This window comes from Amycolatopsis sp. NPDC102389 (assembly GCF_044765885.1).
Taxonomy (GTDB): Bacteria; Actinomycetota; Actinomycetes; order Mycobacteriales; family Pseudonocardiaceae; genus Amycolatopsis.
The window spans coordinates 123,349-140,004 of sequence record NZ_JBIWKX010000005.1 but is presented as its reverse complement, the minus strand read 5'-3'; the positions used below and the strand labels follow the sequence as shown (position 1 = coordinate 140,004).

14 protein-coding genes are annotated in these 16,656 nt (G+C 68.7%); 3 read left to right on the top strand and 11 right to left on the bottom strand.

Annotated elements, in window-relative coordinates; translation table 11 throughout:
- Window positions 1-168: 168 nt before the first annotated feature.
- The 5 genes from ACIRGA_RS07175 to ACIRGA_RS07155 form a co-directional block, all read right to left on the bottom strand.
- Window positions 169-1,086: a helix-turn-helix domain-containing protein gene (locus ACIRGA_RS07175; protein ID WP_400937595.1), complete on the bottom strand. Its 918-nt coding sequence runs from the start codon at window positions 1,084-1,086 to the stop codon at window positions 169-171.
- Between the two features lie 206 nt (window positions 1,087-1,292).
- Complete coding sequence (locus ACIRGA_RS07170; protein WP_400937593.1) at window positions 1,293-3,062, bottom strand: alpha/beta hydrolase; 1,770 nt, start codon at window positions 3,060-3,062, stop codon at window positions 1,293-1,295.
- 159 nt (window positions 3,063-3,221) lie between these two features.
- Window positions 3,222-3,677 (bottom strand): flavodoxin family protein, encoded by a 456-nt coding sequence (locus tag ACIRGA_RS07165; protein ID WP_400937591.1) that lies wholly within the window; start codon window positions 3,675-3,677, stop codon window positions 3,222-3,224.
- A 62-nt stretch (window positions 3,678-3,739) separates the two neighbouring features.
- Window positions 3,740-4,642: a serine hydrolase gene (locus ACIRGA_RS07160; protein WP_400937588.1), complete on the bottom strand. Its 903-nt coding sequence runs from the start codon at window positions 4,640-4,642 to the stop codon at window positions 3,740-3,742.
- Complete coding sequence (locus ACIRGA_RS07155; RefSeq protein WP_400937586.1) at window positions 4,639-5,520, bottom strand: LysR family transcriptional regulator; 882 nt, start codon at window positions 5,518-5,520, stop codon at window positions 4,639-4,641. The genes ACIRGA_RS07160 and ACIRGA_RS07155 overlap by 4 nt, the downstream gene beginning before the upstream one ends.
- A gap of 101 nt (window positions 5,521-5,621) precedes the next feature.
- Between ACIRGA_RS07155 and bla the strand changes: the two genes are divergently transcribed.
- Entirely contained in the window at window positions 5,622-6,515 is an 894-nt protein-coding gene (gene bla, locus ACIRGA_RS07150) for a class A beta-lactamase (protein ID WP_400937583.1), read from the top strand.
- Window positions 6,516-6,568: 53 nt separating this feature from the next.
- Here the strand turns inward: bla and ACIRGA_RS07145 are convergent, their stop codons facing one another.
- From ACIRGA_RS07145 to ACIRGA_RS07135, 3 genes are all read right to left on the bottom strand, one after another.
- Entirely contained in the window at window positions 6,569-8,443 is a 1,875-nt protein-coding gene (locus ACIRGA_RS07145) for a Calx-beta domain-containing protein (RefSeq protein ID WP_400937580.1), read from the bottom strand.
- A gap of 363 nt (window positions 8,444-8,806) precedes the next feature.
- Window positions 8,807-9,349, bottom strand: coding sequence for a hypothetical protein (locus tag ACIRGA_RS07140; RefSeq protein WP_400937578.1), 543 nt, complete (start codon window positions 9,347-9,349; stop codon window positions 8,807-8,809).
- A 103-nt stretch (window positions 9,350-9,452) separates the two neighbouring features.
- Entirely contained in the window at window positions 9,453-9,611 is a 159-nt protein-coding gene (locus ACIRGA_RS07135) for a hypothetical protein (protein WP_400937576.1), read from the bottom strand.
- 153 nt (window positions 9,612-9,764) lie between these two features.
- Between ACIRGA_RS07135 and ACIRGA_RS07130 the strand changes: the two genes are divergently transcribed.
- Window positions 9,765-10,160 (top strand): ATP-binding protein, encoded by a 396-nt coding sequence (locus ACIRGA_RS07130; RefSeq protein ID WP_400937573.1) that lies wholly within the window; start codon window positions 9,765-9,767, stop codon window positions 10,158-10,160.
- 8 nt (window positions 10,161-10,168) lie between these two features.
- Here ACIRGA_RS07130 and ACIRGA_RS07125 read toward each other — a convergent pair whose 3' ends face one another.
- Both ACIRGA_RS07125 and ACIRGA_RS07120 read right to left on the bottom strand, forming a co-directional pair.
- Window positions 10,169-11,092 (bottom strand): alpha/beta hydrolase family protein, encoded by a 924-nt coding sequence (locus tag ACIRGA_RS07125; RefSeq protein ID WP_400937571.1) that lies wholly within the window; start codon window positions 11,090-11,092, stop codon window positions 10,169-10,171.
- Window positions 11,093-11,213: 121 nt separating this feature from the next.
- Window positions 11,214-12,116, bottom strand: coding sequence for an NmrA family NAD(P)-binding protein (locus tag ACIRGA_RS07120; RefSeq protein WP_400937567.1), 903 nt, complete (start codon window positions 12,114-12,116; stop codon window positions 11,214-11,216).
- Window positions 12,117-12,213: 97 nt separating this feature from the next.
- On the opposite strand from ACIRGA_RS07120, the gene ACIRGA_RS07115 reads away from it, so the two are divergent.
- Window positions 12,214-12,768, top strand: a complete 555-nt coding sequence (locus ACIRGA_RS07115; protein WP_400937564.1) for a TetR/AcrR family transcriptional regulator — start codon at window positions 12,214-12,216, stop codon at window positions 12,766-12,768.
- Between the two features lie 46 nt (window positions 12,769-12,814).
- Here ACIRGA_RS07115 and ACIRGA_RS07110 read toward each other — a convergent pair whose 3' ends face one another.
- The gene (locus ACIRGA_RS07110) at window positions 12,815-16,510 is read right to left on the bottom strand and encodes a CARDB domain-containing protein (RefSeq protein ID WP_400937562.1); all 3,696 of its coding nucleotides are present in this window, start codon (window positions 16,508-16,510) and stop codon (window positions 12,815-12,817) included.
- Between the last annotated feature and the right edge of the window lie 146 nt (window positions 16,511-16,656).

Genomic DNA, 16,656 nt, shown 5'->3' with positions numbered 1-16,656 from the left:
TGTCACTTCGGGACGAACTTCGAGGATTCAGGAGCCGGAGCGCTTGGCCGAGTTCTGCCGTGAGTCGTCCATCTGATCACGTGTGTCGTCCATCCAGACACGCGAAACCGCCATCCGCGCACCGGCAAGTACATATCTGAGACGCGGTCGGTTCCAACCGCGCTAGGACTAAAGCCATCCCTGCCGCGAAGCCTGCGCTCCCAGCTGGAACCGGGTCTGCGCGCCCAGCAATTGCTGCAGGCGGCTGATCCGCCGGAGGACCGTGCGCTCGCTGATACCGAGCTCGCGCGCGATCGCCTCGTCGGTCAGGCCTCCGCTCAACAACGCGAGCAGGCGGCGTGTGGCGACGGTCGGTTCCTGCGTCGCTTCCGCGTCGTCCGGACCACCCGCCCGCACCGGTACGCCCATCCGCCAGAACGATTCGAACAGCTCGATCAGCGCGCTCAGCAGCATCGACGGATGGATCAGCAGGGCGAGCACGTCACCGGCGTCGGAGTTCGGGACGGCGATCAGCGCGCGGTTGCTGTCGGCGATCACCAGCTTCAGCGGCAGCCTGGGGAATACCCTGGCCTGCTCCCCGAGCGCGATACTCGACTGCACCTGGGCGAATCCGTCGTCGGTCCGCAGCACGGACGAGTCGTAGACGACGCGGTACGCGATGCCGCGCGCCATCGAACCCGGCTGGACCGTGCTCACTTCGGCCTTCGGGCTCATGTACGACCCCGGGTCCAGCGCGACGATGTCCACGCCCGCCTGCGTCTGCATGGCCTCGAAGGTGGCGATCACCTCGTCCCGGCTGCGCAGCACCTCGACGAAGTCCGCGTCCCGGCCGGTCCGCAGGGCGTAGGCGGCGCCGAGTACCTCGGCCGCTTCCCGCGCGCGGACGGCCGCGGCCTCGTGCTGCGCCGCGAACGCCGACAGCGCCGCACGCGGCGGGCACACCTCGATCCCGGACGCGCCGGCGCGGATCAGGCCGAACCGCTCCAGCTCCGCCAGTTCGGCACCGGGTGCACCCGGGCGCCCTTCCAGCAGGGCCCGGTACAGCTGCTCGGCCTCCATCGACAGGCCTCGCGACTCGGCGAGCATGACGCTACTCCTCCCCCACCCCAGGATCGGTCTGCGTGACATCGATGTCACGCGATGCGGAACCACGGTGTCCGCTCACTGGTCTTGAGGGGGAAAGCGGCCGGATCGTGCGGCTGGACCGATAACGAAATCGTCACGGATCATGCCGAAGAGGCCCTCGCGAGCCGGATCGGCTCGCGAGGGCCTTCGTTCGACGCTGCCGGGGATCAGGCGTTGGCCGGCAGGCCCTTCTCGTCCGCTTCCGGCGTGGCGGTGCCTTCGAGCAGCTCACGGACGATCTCGTTCGCCTTGCGCACCTGGGGCGTGATCATCTTGATCTTGATCTTCCCGTCGTGCCCGAGGTTGCCGCCGACCTCGACCGTCTTGTCCTCACCGGGCAAGGGCAGGCCCTGACAGCCGGTGAACTTCTTCTTCGGCGTGAGGCCGGTCTGGAAGTAGGCGACGATCGGGTCGTCGACGCAGTCGGTGTTGTACGGGAAGATCCCGTGGCTGCCTTCGTTGTCGACACTGATCATCTTGGCGCCCGGCAGGCCGTTCGCGGTGGCGAGCGCACCCTCGTACGGCGTGGCCGCGTCGAGCTCGGTCTGCGCGATCAGCAGCTTCGGGAACGTCTTGGCGTCCGGCGCCGGCTTGGCGTTGGTGGTCGGCCAGAACGCGCACAGCGGCGCGCCGGAGAGGGCCATGATCGGCGCGATGAACGGCGCGTTCACGGTCAGGTCGGCCTGCCAGTAGGTCCAGTAGTGCAGGTTCTGGTTCCACTGACCGTCCTGGCAACGGATCGCCTCGAACGCGGCGTCCCAGGTCTCGACCTCGGCACCGCCCTGGTAGGACGCCTTGCGCTCGACCGAGTCCTTCTTCGCGATGGCCTCGAGCGCGTTCTTCTTGCCCTTGGCCAGGAACGCCTTGTTCGCGTCGGTCAGGCCGGGAGTGGCGAGCGCCTTCGCGACGACCTGCTCCAGCTTCTCCGCGTCGGTCCCGGTGGGCGCGGGCCCCTTCGCCAGCGCGGCCACCATGGAGGCCGCCGACGGGTACTGGGTGGTGTCGTACATCGCCGGGATGATGAACCACGCGGCGTAGAGCATGCCCGCGAACTCCCGCGTGCCGCCCGCCTTCTCCCAGTTGCGGCGGATCTCGAGCGGGTCGGTGCCCGCCTTGTACTTCGCGTCGTTGCGCGCGACGTACGGCAGCAGCGCCTCCTGGAACTGGCGGTCACGGCTGCGCGGCTGCAGGTCCCAGGTCTTCTCCAGGGTCGAGCGGCTCGCGTCGGTGGAGGAGTCGAGCAGGAACCGGTGCGCCTTGCCCGGGAACGTGGTGGCGTACCAGGTGCCGAGCCACGTGCCGTACGAGTAGCCGATGTAGCTAGTCTTCTTCTCCCCGAGCAGTACCCGGATGAAGTCCATGTCGTACGCGGTCTGCTCGGTGGTGATGAACTTCGTCAGCGGGTTCTTCAGGCAGCCCTCGACCTTCGCCCGGCTGATCACGTTCTGATCCGTGCTGTCCGGAACGGTGTAGCTGCAGGTCAGCGGGGTGCTCTGGCCGACACCGCGCGGGTCGAAACCGACGAAGTCGTACTGCGAGGCCAGCACGGGGCTGCGCATCGCCATCGCGGCGCCCCACGGGAGCCCTTCGCCGCCGGGTCCGCCGGGGTTGACCAGCGCGATGCCCTGCCTGCCGGTGCCGGGGTAGGCGGTCGCGGTCTTGGAGACGCGGACGCCGATGGTGTTGCCGTCCTGCGGGTTGTGCCAGTCACGCGGCACCTGGACGGTGGCGCAGGCCAGGCCCTTGACCTTCTTCAGTTCGGCTTCCGTCGCCGGTGCGACGGACGGGAACGAACACTCGCCCCAGGCCACGGCCTGCTTGGTCAGCGCGCCGGCGAGCGCCGCGGTGTCCGGCTCGGCCTTGACCGCGGGTGCCGCCCCCGCGGCGGGAGCCAGCACCAGGCCCGAGGCCAGGAACGCACCGGCGACCACGGCCACCGTGCCTCTCCGCGTCTTTCTCGTACTACTGATCACCATGATCCCTTTCGACAGGAGCCCCCGACGTCCGTACGTGAAGTAAAGACGGGTGATCAGCTTTCCTACACGGCCGCGAGCTGGCGGATACCCGACATGGCAGGATCTCGACACCGCGCGCGATCAGCCGAGCAAGCCTTCGGCGAACCGTCGCGCCGCGTCGAGATCCGCCGTGCCGGGCCGGTTCTTGCTGATGCCACCGACGAGTTTGAACGGGAGCCAAGTGTCGAAACCCCGGCACGAGAAGGTGTCCACCACGTCGAATCCCTTCTGCCCGAGGAGCCGCGCCAGACGGCGGATGTAGCGCCGGAACCGCGGTTCGGGCAGCCCGCTCGTGCTGAACACGAACGCCTTCCGCCGCCGCTTCGACGGCAACTCCTCGATGAACCGGCGCAGGCGCGGATGGAAGTCCATGCCGAAGATCCCCGAACCGAATCCCACGAGGTCACAGGAATCGAGGTCGGCCGGCCCGACTTCCTCGGGGCTGACGACGCGGGCGCCGAGCACGTCCGCCATGACCTCGGCGACCCTCTCCGTGTTGCCATGGGACACCGAAACGCACACGATGACGACCTTCATACCGATCCTCCACTTCGCCGGTCCTTTCCCCTAAGAACCGGGCAGCGGTGAAGAACGTGACGTCACCCTTCGCGCAGGTGATCCCGCAGCGCCCGCGCCACGCGGGCCATCAGCACTTCGGCCTCCGGCTGGATCGCCGCGGGCACCCGGGATCCGGTCAGCGCGGCGATCGCGAACATCCCGCCGTCGGCGTGTTCGACCACCCCGACCTCGTGCCGCAGGTTCAGCACGGTGCCCGTCTTCGACGACCATTTCGTGGCGTCGGAGACGAAATCGGGGCTCAGCCGTTGACGCAGCAGGTTGAGTCCCATGAGCTCGCGCACCCGTGCTGCCACCTGTTCGTCCACTTTGGACGGCTTCCACAGCGCTTCGAGCAGGTTCACGAACGCGCGAGCCGAACCGGAGCTCGCGCGTGTCACGTCCAGCTGCGGAACGGGATGCCCTTGCCCGGCGGTGCCCGCGTTGATCGCGAGCGCGTGCGCGAGGTGGACGTCGGCGGGGTCGAAGCGTTCGGCGGGAGTGTCGCTGAGATCCGCGGCCGGATGCCGCGCGGTGATCCCGGTGATGCCCCATTCGCGCGTCATCCTGGTGACCTCGGCGGGAGGTGTCAGCGCGAAGAGCGTGTCCGCGGCGGTCTCGTCGCTGATGGCCATGGTCAGGTAGAGGAGGTCGTCGATCGCCACCCTGGCCGGATGCCGGAACCGCGTCAGCCCGGTCGGCCCCGGCGCGGTGGCCCGCCCCGGCTCGACGTCGACCGGCGCCGAGCCGTCCAGTTCGCCCCGGCGGATCCGCTCCAGGGTCGCCGCGGCGAGCGGGATCTTCACCAGCGAGGCGCTCGGGAACTCGAGGTCGGGGTCGATGCCGATCTCGTATCCGGTCCGCAGATCACGCACGAGGAACGAACCCCGCAGGCCGCCGTAGGCCAATTCGGCGCGCAGCCGCATGAGCAGCGTTTCCGTGTTCACGTCGTCTCCTCCGCGCCGAGACACCGGGCGATGTCCGGCCACAATCGTGCCCGGAGCCGCTGCGCGTCCTCGCCGGGCCCTGCCGTGATCTCGAAACCGCGCACGAGCTCGATCTCGCCGACTCGCCGCCAGGTCAGACCGAGCTCGGTGGCCTGGGCCGCCGAGCACAGCAGCAGATCATCAGAACCGAACACGGCCGCGGCGGCCGCGGTGAGCGAATCGGCGACGGACACCTGCGCGGGCCGCAGCCCCACCGAATCACGGATCCGGAAGAGGCGATCGCGCAGATGCGGGACGTCGTCCTCGGGCTGGATCCAGACCCGGCGAGGCGACCGGCCGGACCGGCCCACCCGCAGCGTTTCCAGATGGAGGACGCCCGCTCGCGACCTGCCTCCGCCCGCCAGCCCGAGCGACACCTTCCAGGTGCCCTCTTCACCGGGGACGGCGGTGAGCGCCGCGCGGACCTCCTGCGTGCGCACGAGTTCCGCCCGTTCCCGCGGCGGGGCCTGCCGGAACTCCAGGAAGACGTCCAGCGCCCGCGCCGCCGCGTCGAGTTCGGCCAGCGCGCGGACGGTGCAGGTTTCCGGCATCGCCAGCCGCATCGGCCGCAGCCTGGCACGCCGCGCGTCGTGCTCCATGGTGTCGGCCAAGGCCACCAGCCGTTTCGCCGACGGCAACATGTCCCGTCCGAACGGGGTGAGCGTGGCGCGCCGGGTGGAGCGGTCGAACAGCCGCTCGCCGAAATGCCGTTCCAGCGCGGCGATCCGGCGGCTCGCCACCGGTTGCGGGATTCGCGCGAGCGCGGCTCCGGCGGTGAAGGTCCCGGCCTCGCTCACGCTCACGAACGCCCGGCAACTCCCGATCAGGTCCACGACCACATACTATGCGGATTTGGCATGAAAGACGTCATTCGTGTCTTGGACAGCATGACCAGCGCTGGACAGACTGCGGACATCGAACGATCTTGAAAGGAATCATCGTGTCCGTCACTTCTCGCCGGTGGGCCGCTTTGCTGGCGTTCTCGGTCGTGTCACTCGCCGCGTGTTCCACGCCCGCTCCGGCACAGCCGCCCGCGGCCACCACCTCGATCGCGTCGACCGGACGCGCGGACTTCGAACAGCTCGAACGCGCCTTCGGTGCCCGGCTCGGGGTGTACGCGGTGGACACCGCGACCGGCCGCGAGGTCGCTTTCCGCGCCGACGAACGGTTCGCCTACGCCTCGACGCACAAGGTGTTCAGCGCCGGCGGTGTCCTGCAGCGGACGCCGGTCGCCGAACTGGACCGCACGGTGACCTACGGGCAGAAGGATCTGGTCACCAATTCGCCGGTCACGGAGAAGCATGTGGCGACGGGCCTGCCGCTGCGCGCCGTCATGGACGCGACCCTCCGGTACAGCGACAACACCGGCGGGAACCTGCTCTTCCGCGAGCTCGGCGGCCCCGAAGGACTCAACGCGGTGTTCCGCGGGGTCGGCGACACCACAAGCCACGCCGACCGGATCGAACCCGAACTGAACGACACGACGCCCGGTGACAGCAGGGACACCAGCACGCCCCGTGCCCTCGCCGTGAGCCTGCGCGCCTTCGCGCTCGGCGACGCCCTCCCCGAGGACAAGCGCAAGATCCTCGTCGACATGATGCGCGCCAGCACCACCGGCGACCAGAACATCCGCGCCGGGGTGCCCGGCTGGCCGGTCGCCGACAAGACCGGCACGGCGGCTTACGGCACGCGCAACGACATAGGGGTCGTGTGGCCGCCGAACCGGGCGCCGATCGTCGTCTCGGTGCTCACCGACCGGCCGGACAAGGACGCGAAGATCGACAACAAGCTCCTCGCCGAGGCCACCGCGGCCGCGGTGAAGGCCCTCCCCTGAACCATCCCGCCGGGACGGACGGGAATCCGTCCGTCCCGGCGGGACTCAGTGGCTCAGCGACGGCAGGGGTTGCCCGCCGGATGCGCCGAGGTTCCGTGCACGTCGGCCTGGGACTCCGCGAGCACGATCTTCGCGAGCGCGGTGTCCAGCGCGACGGCCTGCTGCTTCACGACGCCGTTCGCCACGGTCTGGCCGTTCAGCTTCAGCGAACCGATGACCAGCGGGATGGTCAGCGGCGCCGAGCCCACCGTGATCGACTCACCGTTGATCTTCAGTGAGGCGACGTTCGAACTGCCGGCCAGCATCGGAGCGAGCCCGCCAGGCGTCGGCTGGCAGGTCGCGGTGGCCTGCGACTGGATCACGCCGAGCTCGACGGTCAGCCCGAGCGTGCTGATCACCGTCTTGTCGATCTTGGCCGACGCCAGCGCGCGATCGCCCGCGGCCGGAGCCGCCGACTGGTCGTCCGGCGTGAGATCCGTCGACGCGGTGAGCACCTTGGTGTCGACCTTGATCAGGCCGGCGTTGAGCGTCGCGGCGGCGACGGTGCTGCTGTCGTCGGCACACGGCAGGTTCGCCGGGTTGGCCCGCGCCGCGGTCACCCCGAGGACGTTCGCCGCGGTGCCCGTGCACGAGAAGACGCCGTCACGGTCGTCGTCGACGATCGTGCCGACACCGGTCGCGTCGAGGAGACCGGCACCCGACGGGGCCGACAGGTTCACGGTGAAGGTCTCGTTCGGCTCGTCGACGGTGTCCGGATTGACCAGGACGGTCACCGGTTTGGCCGTCTGCCCAGGGGCGAACGTGACCGTCCCGCTCGCCGCCGCGTAGTCGGCGGGCGCGGTCGCGGTGCCGTTGGCGGTCGTGTACTGGACCGTCACCGGATTCGGGCTGGGGCCGCCGAGCAGCGACACCGTGAACGTCGCCGGCACTTGCGCGCCCCCTGAGCCCTCGCCGACCGTCACGTCGTCGATGCTCAAGCCGAGCACGCGCACGGTCGTGGTCTCGATGTACCCCCGCGAAACCCCGTCGACCTGGTAGTCGACGACGCACTGGTAGGTGCCGGGCGCGGCGTCGGCCGCCGCCTTGATCGTCTCGGTGAACGAGGCGATCTCACCGCTGGTCACCTTGACACTGCCCGGGTCGTTGGTGACCGTAAGCTGCGGGTCGCAGCTGGTCACCTTCGGGGTCACCGTGACCTCGATGGACTTGATGCCGTCCAAAATGGCCTGGGAGACCTGGCCTGCCGGGACGTTGTTCAGCAGCACGCCGCCCGTGGCCGAGGTGATGGCGGAAGCCTGCCCCGTGGCGTCGAGCGCGCCGACGTTGACGGCGACCACGCGGATCTTCGCCGCCTGCAACGCCGCGATGGTCTGGGCCAGCGTGTGCCCGCCGCTCGGATCGTGCGACGGCGCGTCGCCGAACCACGCGATGATGCGGGTGCCGTCCGGCCGGAACGCGACCGCGCCGGTGGCGAGCTGGTAAAGCGCGTTCAGGTTGGCCTCCGGCGTGTCCCCGCCACCCGTGGCCGACCACTGGTTGATCCCCGCTTGGACGGCGGCCGTGTCACCGGTGATGCCTTGATTGACCTTGAACGGCACCGAGTCGGTGAAGTCCTTGTACTCGGCGACACCGAACTGCGCGGTCGGCTGTGCGGCGAGCACGTCACCGGTGATGGCGCCGGCGTTCGACCGCACGTTCCCGATCGGCCCGCCCATGCTGCCCGTGGTGTCCGCGAGCAGGACGAGATCGGGATTCGGCGGGACGGCCGAGGTCGTCACGTTCTTGGTCACGGTCGTGCTCTGCCCCGCGTTCAGGGTGAGGTCGACCGTCGCCGGGTCCACTCCCGGCGGAGCCGCGGCGGCAACCGCGGTGGACGCGAGCATCGCCGTGACGGCGGTCAGGACGACGAACAGTGGTCTTCGAGACATGGACTTCCCTTTCGAGACCCGGCCGGAGCCGGAATTCTGTGGGCTGCCTGAGAAAGACGGAATATTTCGCCTTTCGTTAGCGCGAGGGCGGGGCTTCACCCAGAGCGCCCTGTGTCAAGGCACCCAACGGGCTGTTTCCGCGAATCGGGGCTACGCGGACCAGGTCCGCATTGCGCCGTCCAGCCGAAGGGACTTCGATCCCTCTCACTCTTCAGCGTGAGAGGGATCGAAGATTTCGACGTTTTCCGTGATCACCCCACCGGCCGGAAACCCGAATTCAGCCGGTGCGCATCGGCGAACAGTCACCGAATGTCGTAACGTCGCCCGCCGATCGATACCGTGGCGAGACATCGGGCCGACCGGTCAGTAAACGCACTGGATGATCGCGTCGTCCAAGCGGACGTACTTCGCCGGTCCGCCATTGTTTCCGTAGATCGGCTGGAGATAGACGGTACCCACGCCGTTCAGATTGAGATTGGGCAGTGTGATGAGCTGGTAGCCCGCGCCGTCGTCGATCCACTTCACCGTGTGGGAGATTTTCCGCCAGCCATTGGGGTCCCAGATCTCGAGGCCGATGTTCGCTCCCCCGCCGACCGGGTCCGCGTAGATCGCGGCGGCGCAATTCGATCGATTCGACGGGAAACTTCCGAGCGACTTCGCGGTCCTCATCGCCGACCAGCCGTTGTCGGCGAAGAGCCAGCCGTTGTTGTTGCCGGTCCGCGCCACTCCCATGCCGATGTCGAACCAGGAATGCCCGTCACCGCCCTGGATTCCCAGCTCCCATACTCCATAGGGGTTCGATTCGTAACCGTCGGACCATTGCACGATCCCGGCGTGCGCCGTTCCCGCGAGCCCCAGGAGCGCCATCGAAAGCGCCGAAAGGACGGCGGCTGTTTTCCTGAACACGAGAGTTCCCCCTCTTCGCGCGAAATGAACCCTGCCAGATGACCAGAGTCCGCGACGCGGACACAAGGTACCTTCGCGCGCACAATCGCCTGCCTCGAAGTACTCAGGCGAGATCGACGGGCCGCGTCCGCAGCTTGGCGGCGATCCGGGCCAGCGCCCGCTGATCCTCCGCGGTCAAGGGGTCGAGGACGAGCTCCCGCACCGAACGGACGTGCGTGGGCGCGGCCGCGATGACCACTTCGTAGCCGTCGTCGGTGAGCACGGCGAGGGTGTACCGGCCGTCAGCGGGATCCGGGCCGAGATCAGGGTCACCGCGATCGCCGGGAGTTCTCCTGTGTGAATCCCGCGCTCCCGGGGTACTCCCTTAAGCACGCCCATGCTCTTGGCCAGCTGGGAAACCCGCTAAGGAGAACGCGTGGGTATCACGAGAACACGACAGGCTTACGAATTCCGCACCGGGATCGCCCCACCGCTGGGAGAGATCCGGGCCTGGTTGCGAGAGCAGCTGAGCGAGGTCGGCCGCGCCACGATCGCGGACACCGAGCTGCTGACCACGGAACTGGTGACCAACGCGCACGAACACGCGGACGGCGTCGCCGAGCTGAGGGTTTCCGTCCCCTCCGGCCGGCACGTCGTCCGCGTCGAAGTGGACGACTTCCGCCCCCACCTGCAGCCCCGCCGCGTGAAGAACCGGGATCCGGCGAGCCCGCGCGGACGAGGCCTGGCCCTGGTCGACGCGATCAGCGCTCAGTGGGGTGTGGACGCCGGAGCGGGATGCAAAACGGTGTGGGCGGAGATCCCGGTGCCCTGACACCAGAGCTACTTCGCTTCGATCCGTCCGAGCGGAGCGGACTCGGCGGCCAGCGCGTCGGCCGCCTCCTGCCAGGCGGAATCGCCCGGGTAGAGCTCGCTGCGGAGATAGGCCGCCGTGAGCCGCTGCAGCGCGGCCACTCGTTCCGGGTTCTCGTCCGTGGTCTCGGCGACGTCGTAGCCGGAAATCCCACCCAGACCGTGTTCCGCGTCGAACAGGGTGAGCAAGGTCTTGCGCCCCGGCGAGAGGAAGTACGGATCGGTGTGCCATTCCGGGCCCCGGACCGTCAGGTGCGTCGAGGAGTCCTTGTCGCCGGCGACCACGAGCGCGGGCGTCGTCATCGCGGAGAAATCGGTACTCACGAAGAAGGGATAGTTCTCCGCCACGAACTCGGTGACCGCGTCGCCGCCGCGGCCGGGCGCGGCGAGCAGGACGCCGGCCGAGATCCGGGGCTCGGCGAGGTTCACTTCCTCACCGCTGAGCGGATCGGTGTATCGCGCGCCCAGCAGCAGGCTCGCGGTGTGCCCGCCCATCGAATGCCCGGCCACGGCGACCTTGTCGCGATCCAGTCGTCCACGCAGACCCGGCACCGCGGCCTCGACCTCGTCGAGCCGGTCGAGAACGCTGATCATGTCCTCGGCCCGGGATCGTTGGTACAGCGGCGCTTCAGGGTGACCGGACCCCAGATCCAGCGTCCTGGAACTCAGATGGGTGGGCTGGAGAACGACGAATCCGTGCGCCGCCCAGTAGTTCACGAGCGGGGCATAGCCGTTCAGGGAGGAGAGATGATTCGAATAGCCCTGGCCGTGCGACAGCAGGATGATCGGCAGCTCGCTTCCGGTCGTCGGAGCCGAGATCCGCAGACGCAGGTCAACGGCACGATCCGGGGACGGCAGCTCCACCGGGGCGATCGAGATTACTGGCGTGCTCATGGTGACTCTTCCCTCGTGAGACGGCCCGCATTAAGCGGAACACTGTTCCACAAACATACGGAGCAGTGTTCCGCTTTGTCAAACGTCCCTCGCTCGGCTCGCGAGAGAGGCCACCTCCGCATTACGCAAGGTATTTCCGCGCCCAGTCGGCGAAGCCGGTGAGCGGGAGGCTCAGGTCCCGCGCGTACTCCGGACGCCCCGGCTGGCCGATCACGTTCAGCCACTCGTGCGAGGCGCCCATCGGCGGCATCCCGGCGGCGACCGCCTGCTCGACGGTCATGTCCGGGGCCGCCAGCCTCGTACCCAGCACATCGGACAGGATCTCGGCGATCTCGGTCATCGTCAGGAAGTCGCTCGCGAGCTCGAGTTCGATGCCGGTGAACCGCTCAGGTTCGGCAATGGCCGCGGCGGCGGCGGTGCCGATGTCGTCGACGGCGGCCAGCGACAAGGACGTCGACGGCTTGATGACGCTCACCAGGCCGCCCTCCACCCCGCATGGGAACAGGAACTTCATGTCGGGCAGGAAGTTCTCCATGAAGAAGCCCGGCTTGAGCAGTGTCCACTGTGGAAAGCCCGCCTCGCGGAGGTGGTCCTGGATCGCCGCTTTGGCCCCCAGCGTGGGCTCCATCGAGGTCCAGCGGCCCTCGGCCCATCCGTCCGCCTCGACGTGCTTGCCTGCTCCCGAAACGGAAGTGTGCACGAACTGCGGCACACCTGCCGCCTTCGCGCCCTCGATGAGGTTGACGCCTTGAGTCACCTCGCCCGCGAAGTCGAATCCGTCCTCGTTCACTCCAGGCATCTGCACCGAGAAAACGGCGCGGGCCCCCTTGGCCGCACGGATCACGGAGTCGACGTCGTGAAGATCGCCGACGACGAGCTCGGCACCGAGCGCTTCGACGGCCTTCGCCCTGGCCGGGTCGCGGACCAGCGCGCGGACGGGAACGCCGGCCTTGATCAGGGCACGGGCGGTCGCGCCACCTTGCCTGCCGGTGGCGCCGGTGACCAAAACGGGTGCTGCGGACATGTTCGCTCCTTCGCGCAACTAAGTGGCGGGGCCCGCCACTTATCGTCCGCTACAATATGGCGGGCCCCGCCACTTACGCAAACACCGAGGTGAAACCATGTCCGACGGTCGGCGCGCCGACGCACGGCGGAACTATGCGCGCATCCTCGCGGTGGCCGAGGAAGAAGTCGCGACCCATGGCTCCGGGGCCTCACTGGAGCAGATCGCCCGCACCGCCAACGTCGGTTCCGCGACCGTGCGCCGCCACTTCCCCACCCGCCGGGCGCTGCTGGAGGCGGTCTCGGCGAACCGGATCGCGGCGCTGTGCGCCCGCGCCGTCGCCTTGACCGGCGAAGACGACAGCCGGAAGGCGCTCCTGACCTGGCTCGACGAGGTCGTCGTCTACTGCGTCTCCGCCCGTGGCCTGGCGGCCGCGCTCTCATACGACGGCCCCGCGACCGAGAACTCCTGTTCCACCGCCATCGAGGAAGCCGGGGAACCGCTCCTGCGGCGGGCCGTGCGAGACGGCGCGGTGCCGCCGGACGTCACCGTCGCGGAGCTGATCACGCTGATCGTCGGCATCGTCCTGGCCACCGAGCACCATCCGGATCCGGCCGCCCAGGCGGACCGGCTGTTCCGGCTGGCGGTGGCGGGGTTGAGCCCCCGGACGTGAAAGGGGCCGGAGTGGTCGCCCACTCCGGCCCCGGCACGGATTCCGCCTACCGTGTGCCGCGGCGGCCCGACGAGACCACCGCCGGCACCGGCCCGCCGTTGATCACGAACTGCGACCCCGGCTCACGGACGACGTCGCCTTTCGCGGAGCCGGTGATCGTCACGTTCGTCAAGGTCGCGCTGCCACGGGCGCCGCTCATCGCGAGGATGCCCGCACCGTTGTTCGACTTGTCGATCTTGACGTTCGTCAGCGCCGCGGTCACCACGCCGCCGCCGGTCTTGAACTGGACACCGTCGTAGGTCGAGTCGTGGATTTCCGTGTCCCGCAGGACGACCCCGGGGATGTCCTTGCCCTGCGCGAAGAACGTGATCGCGCCGAACTCCTGCTGCTCGCCCCAGAACACGCCGCCGCAGCGGTACAGGGCGTTGTTCGCGATGAGCGTCTCCCCGGAGAACGGCAGCGGATCGTGATCCGTCGCCAGCATGATGCCCGGGTAGTTCATCGTGTCGTGGACGATGTTGTTCTCGATCTTGTTGCCGTAGCCGCCGTAGACGGCGATCCCGTTGGCACGCCACGGAAGCTGGATCGTGTTGTTGGCGAACACGTTGTCGTGCGCGATGTCCTGTGAAGGGTCCTTCACGTACTGGTTCGCCCACACCGCGAGCGAGTCGTCACCGGTGGTGCGGAACGACGAGTCGACCACCTTCGAGTTCCGCGTGCCGTTGGTGAAGTTGATGCCGTCGGCATAGGTGTTCCGGATCCGCATACCGCTGAACTCGAGGCCGTCACCCGGGCCCCAGAGCGCCGGGACGTTGCTGTAGTCCCGGCCGACCCACACGCCGACGTTGGCGTGCTCGATCCACACGTTCGTGATCTTCGTGCCGGTGCCGAACCGGCCGTTGAGACCGACGCCGCCCTCCGCGCCGCCGTCCCCGCCGCGGATCCGGCCGGAACCGAAGATGGCGATGTCGGAGATCTGCGTGTTCTTGTCGATGTCGAACCCGAAGTTGCCCTCGTGCGGATGGTTGATGCCGCCCGCGTTCTGCGGCTCGATCAGCGAGTACAGCTGCGAATGCCACATGCCGGCGCCCCGGATCGTCACGTTGGAGATGCCGACCTGGTTGTACTGGCCGCCGCCGTTGGGCACGTTCGGGTCGTCGGTCAGGATCTTCTTCTCCTGGCGCCACTGCCCCGCCGGGATCCAGACACAGCCGATCGCACCGTTCTGGTCGTCGGTCACCGCGCGCTGGATCGCCGCGGAGTCGTCGTTCCCGTCGTTCGGCACGGCGCCGTACTCCGTGATCGACACGCAGTTCGCGGGCTTCTCCGACGCCGGGGCGACCTGCTCCAGATCGATGAGATCGACGACGTAGAACGCCGCGTTGTCACCACTGTCCCGCTGCAGCTTGAACTTCGTGCCCGGCGGGTACGACCGGGACAGCAGCGCGTGCGACTCGTCGAACAGGCGCCGCGCGTTGGCCTGCGGGGTATTGGTCAGGCCTTCGGGGTCGTCGGTGCTGCCGTAGAGCCAGCTGTGCTTCGACGACAACGTCAGCTTCTGCGCGAACGTCCCGTCGACGTAGAGGCTGAGGGTCGCGTCCTGCCCGCCACCGCCGGGGGCGTCGGGGATGGAGTTGCGCACGACGATCGAGTTCGCCTGGTTCGCCGACGTGAACTCCACGTACTGCCCCTGATCCGCCAGCCGCACGGATTTGCGACCGGAGGATTCGGTCGCGAAGTTCGTGTGGCCGAAGGTGCGCAGCGGGTCCGCTTCCAGCAGTTGTCCTTGGTACCGCGCGGCTTCCGCCTCGTACTCGACGTACGGGACGGCCGCGCCGCGGCCCACGACCATCGCCCTCGACAGGCTGTTGTTGGACTCGTTGGTCTCCGTGACCGTGCCGGTCGCGTCGGCCGTCGCGGTCAGGGTCGCGCCGCCGTCGGCGGCGGTCCAAGTGCCCGAGATCGCGACGTTCGCGGTGGCACCCGCTTCGATCGGGCCGGTGGTGCCGGTCAGCGTGGTGCCGCCGACGGCCAGCCGCGTCACCGAAGCGTCCGCGCCACTCGTGCCGCGGTTGTGCACCGCGACGGTGAAGGACACCGCCGAACCGGCCGCCGGATTGGGCGGGGTCGACGTGATGCCGGTGACCTCGAGGTCCGGCCCCGGCGCCTGCGCGACGACCAACGGGGTCGGCGAGGTGTAGGTGTTGTCGGTTTCGTTCTGCTCGGCCACCTTCCCCGCCGGATCCACGGTGGCCGACACGGCGTACGTGCCCTGCGGACGCGTTCCCGCGTCGACGGTCACCGTCGTGGACGCGCCGGCGGCGAGTGCCCCGACCGCCGCCTCACCGACGACGGTGCCGCCGAGGCTGACGTTCACGGTGGTGGCGGCCGCGTTCGCGGTGCCGGTGTTCTTCACCGTCGCCGATACGGCGAGCTTGTTGGTCTCCGTCGGACTCGACGGTGTCCAGGTCGTGCCGGTGACGACGAGGTCCGGGTTCGGCGCGGGAGTGCCGATCACCTGGAATTCCGCGACCTGACCGCCGGGGGCGCCGGAGTTCGCGAAGAACTGCAGGCGTACGTCCGAAGCGCGTCCGCTGACCGGGACGACCACCGAGTTCTGGTTGGTGGCCGGGTCGAACCGATGGTCGGCACGCGCTGAAAGAGAGGTGAACGCGGTGGCGCCCTGCGCGCGGCCGAGGATCTCGAAGTTCTGCGTCCGCGCGCCCCAGATCGCGTCCGGGTTGAGCTTCACCACGACCGAGTCGACCTCCGCGTCGACCCCGAGCTTCACCGTCAGCGAGTTCGGATAACCCGCGGCGGACTCCCAGTAGGTGGCCGTGTTGTTGTCGTTGGCGTTGGCGGGTACGAACGAGTGGACCGCCGAAGTGGCCTCGATCGGTTTGCCCGCCGCCAGGTTCGCGCCCGCGCTCGTGCCGGAGCGAACGACGTGGTTACTGTCGCCGGATTCGTTGCCCGCCGCGTCCTTGGCACGCACGAAGTACTCGACGCGGGTCCCCGTGGGCCGGGATTCGGTGAACGTGGTGCCGGTGATCGTCGTGACCGGGGTGCCGTCACGGTAGACGGTGTAGCCCGAGACACCGACGTTGTCCGCCGAGGCCGACCAGGTCAGCCGGATCTGTCCGGTGGCGGGCTCGGTCAGCACGAGGTTCGCGGGCGCGCTCGGTGCCTCGGTGTCGCCGGTGTCCGGCCCGTACAGCTCGAACTCGGCCAGCTGCGCGGCGGGCCACCGCGTGTTCGCGGTGACCTGCAGCCGCACGTAGCGGGCCGACGCGGTCATAGGAATCGTGACGGTGTTCGTGCCGGGCGCGAACGCGTAGCCGGTCGGCGCGGCGAGGTCGGTGAAGGCCGTGCCGTCGGTGCTGCCGCGCACGGCCAGCGTCTGGGTGCGGGATTCCCAGCCCGAAGGCAGTTTCAGCACGACCCGCGACAGGGATTTGGCGGTCCCGAGGTCGGCCTGGATCCATTGCGGGAACGCGTTGTTGGCGGATTCCCAGTAACTCTCCTGGTTTCCGTCGACGGCGTTCGCGACGGGATAGCCGGGCAACGCGCTGCTCGCCGACACCGTGCGGGTCAACGGCACCTCGGCGAGAGCCGCCGGACCAGGTGGGGCCGCGGGGTCCGGGGGTGGCCCGCTCGCGGCGGAGGCGAAGGAGAGTCCGGCGACGGAAAGCCCCGTGACCAGGAGACCGGCGACGATCCGGGACAGGCGCATACGTGTCATGGCGTCTTCTCTTCTTTGAGACGGCGGGGAGGGAGCCAGAGCCGTACGAGCATGCAACAACCCGGTGACAAAATGCAAGAAGCCGACATGTTTAAGAAATTTTGCGACTTCCCTCGGACTGGCCCTCAACTTGCTTCGCTGCCGAC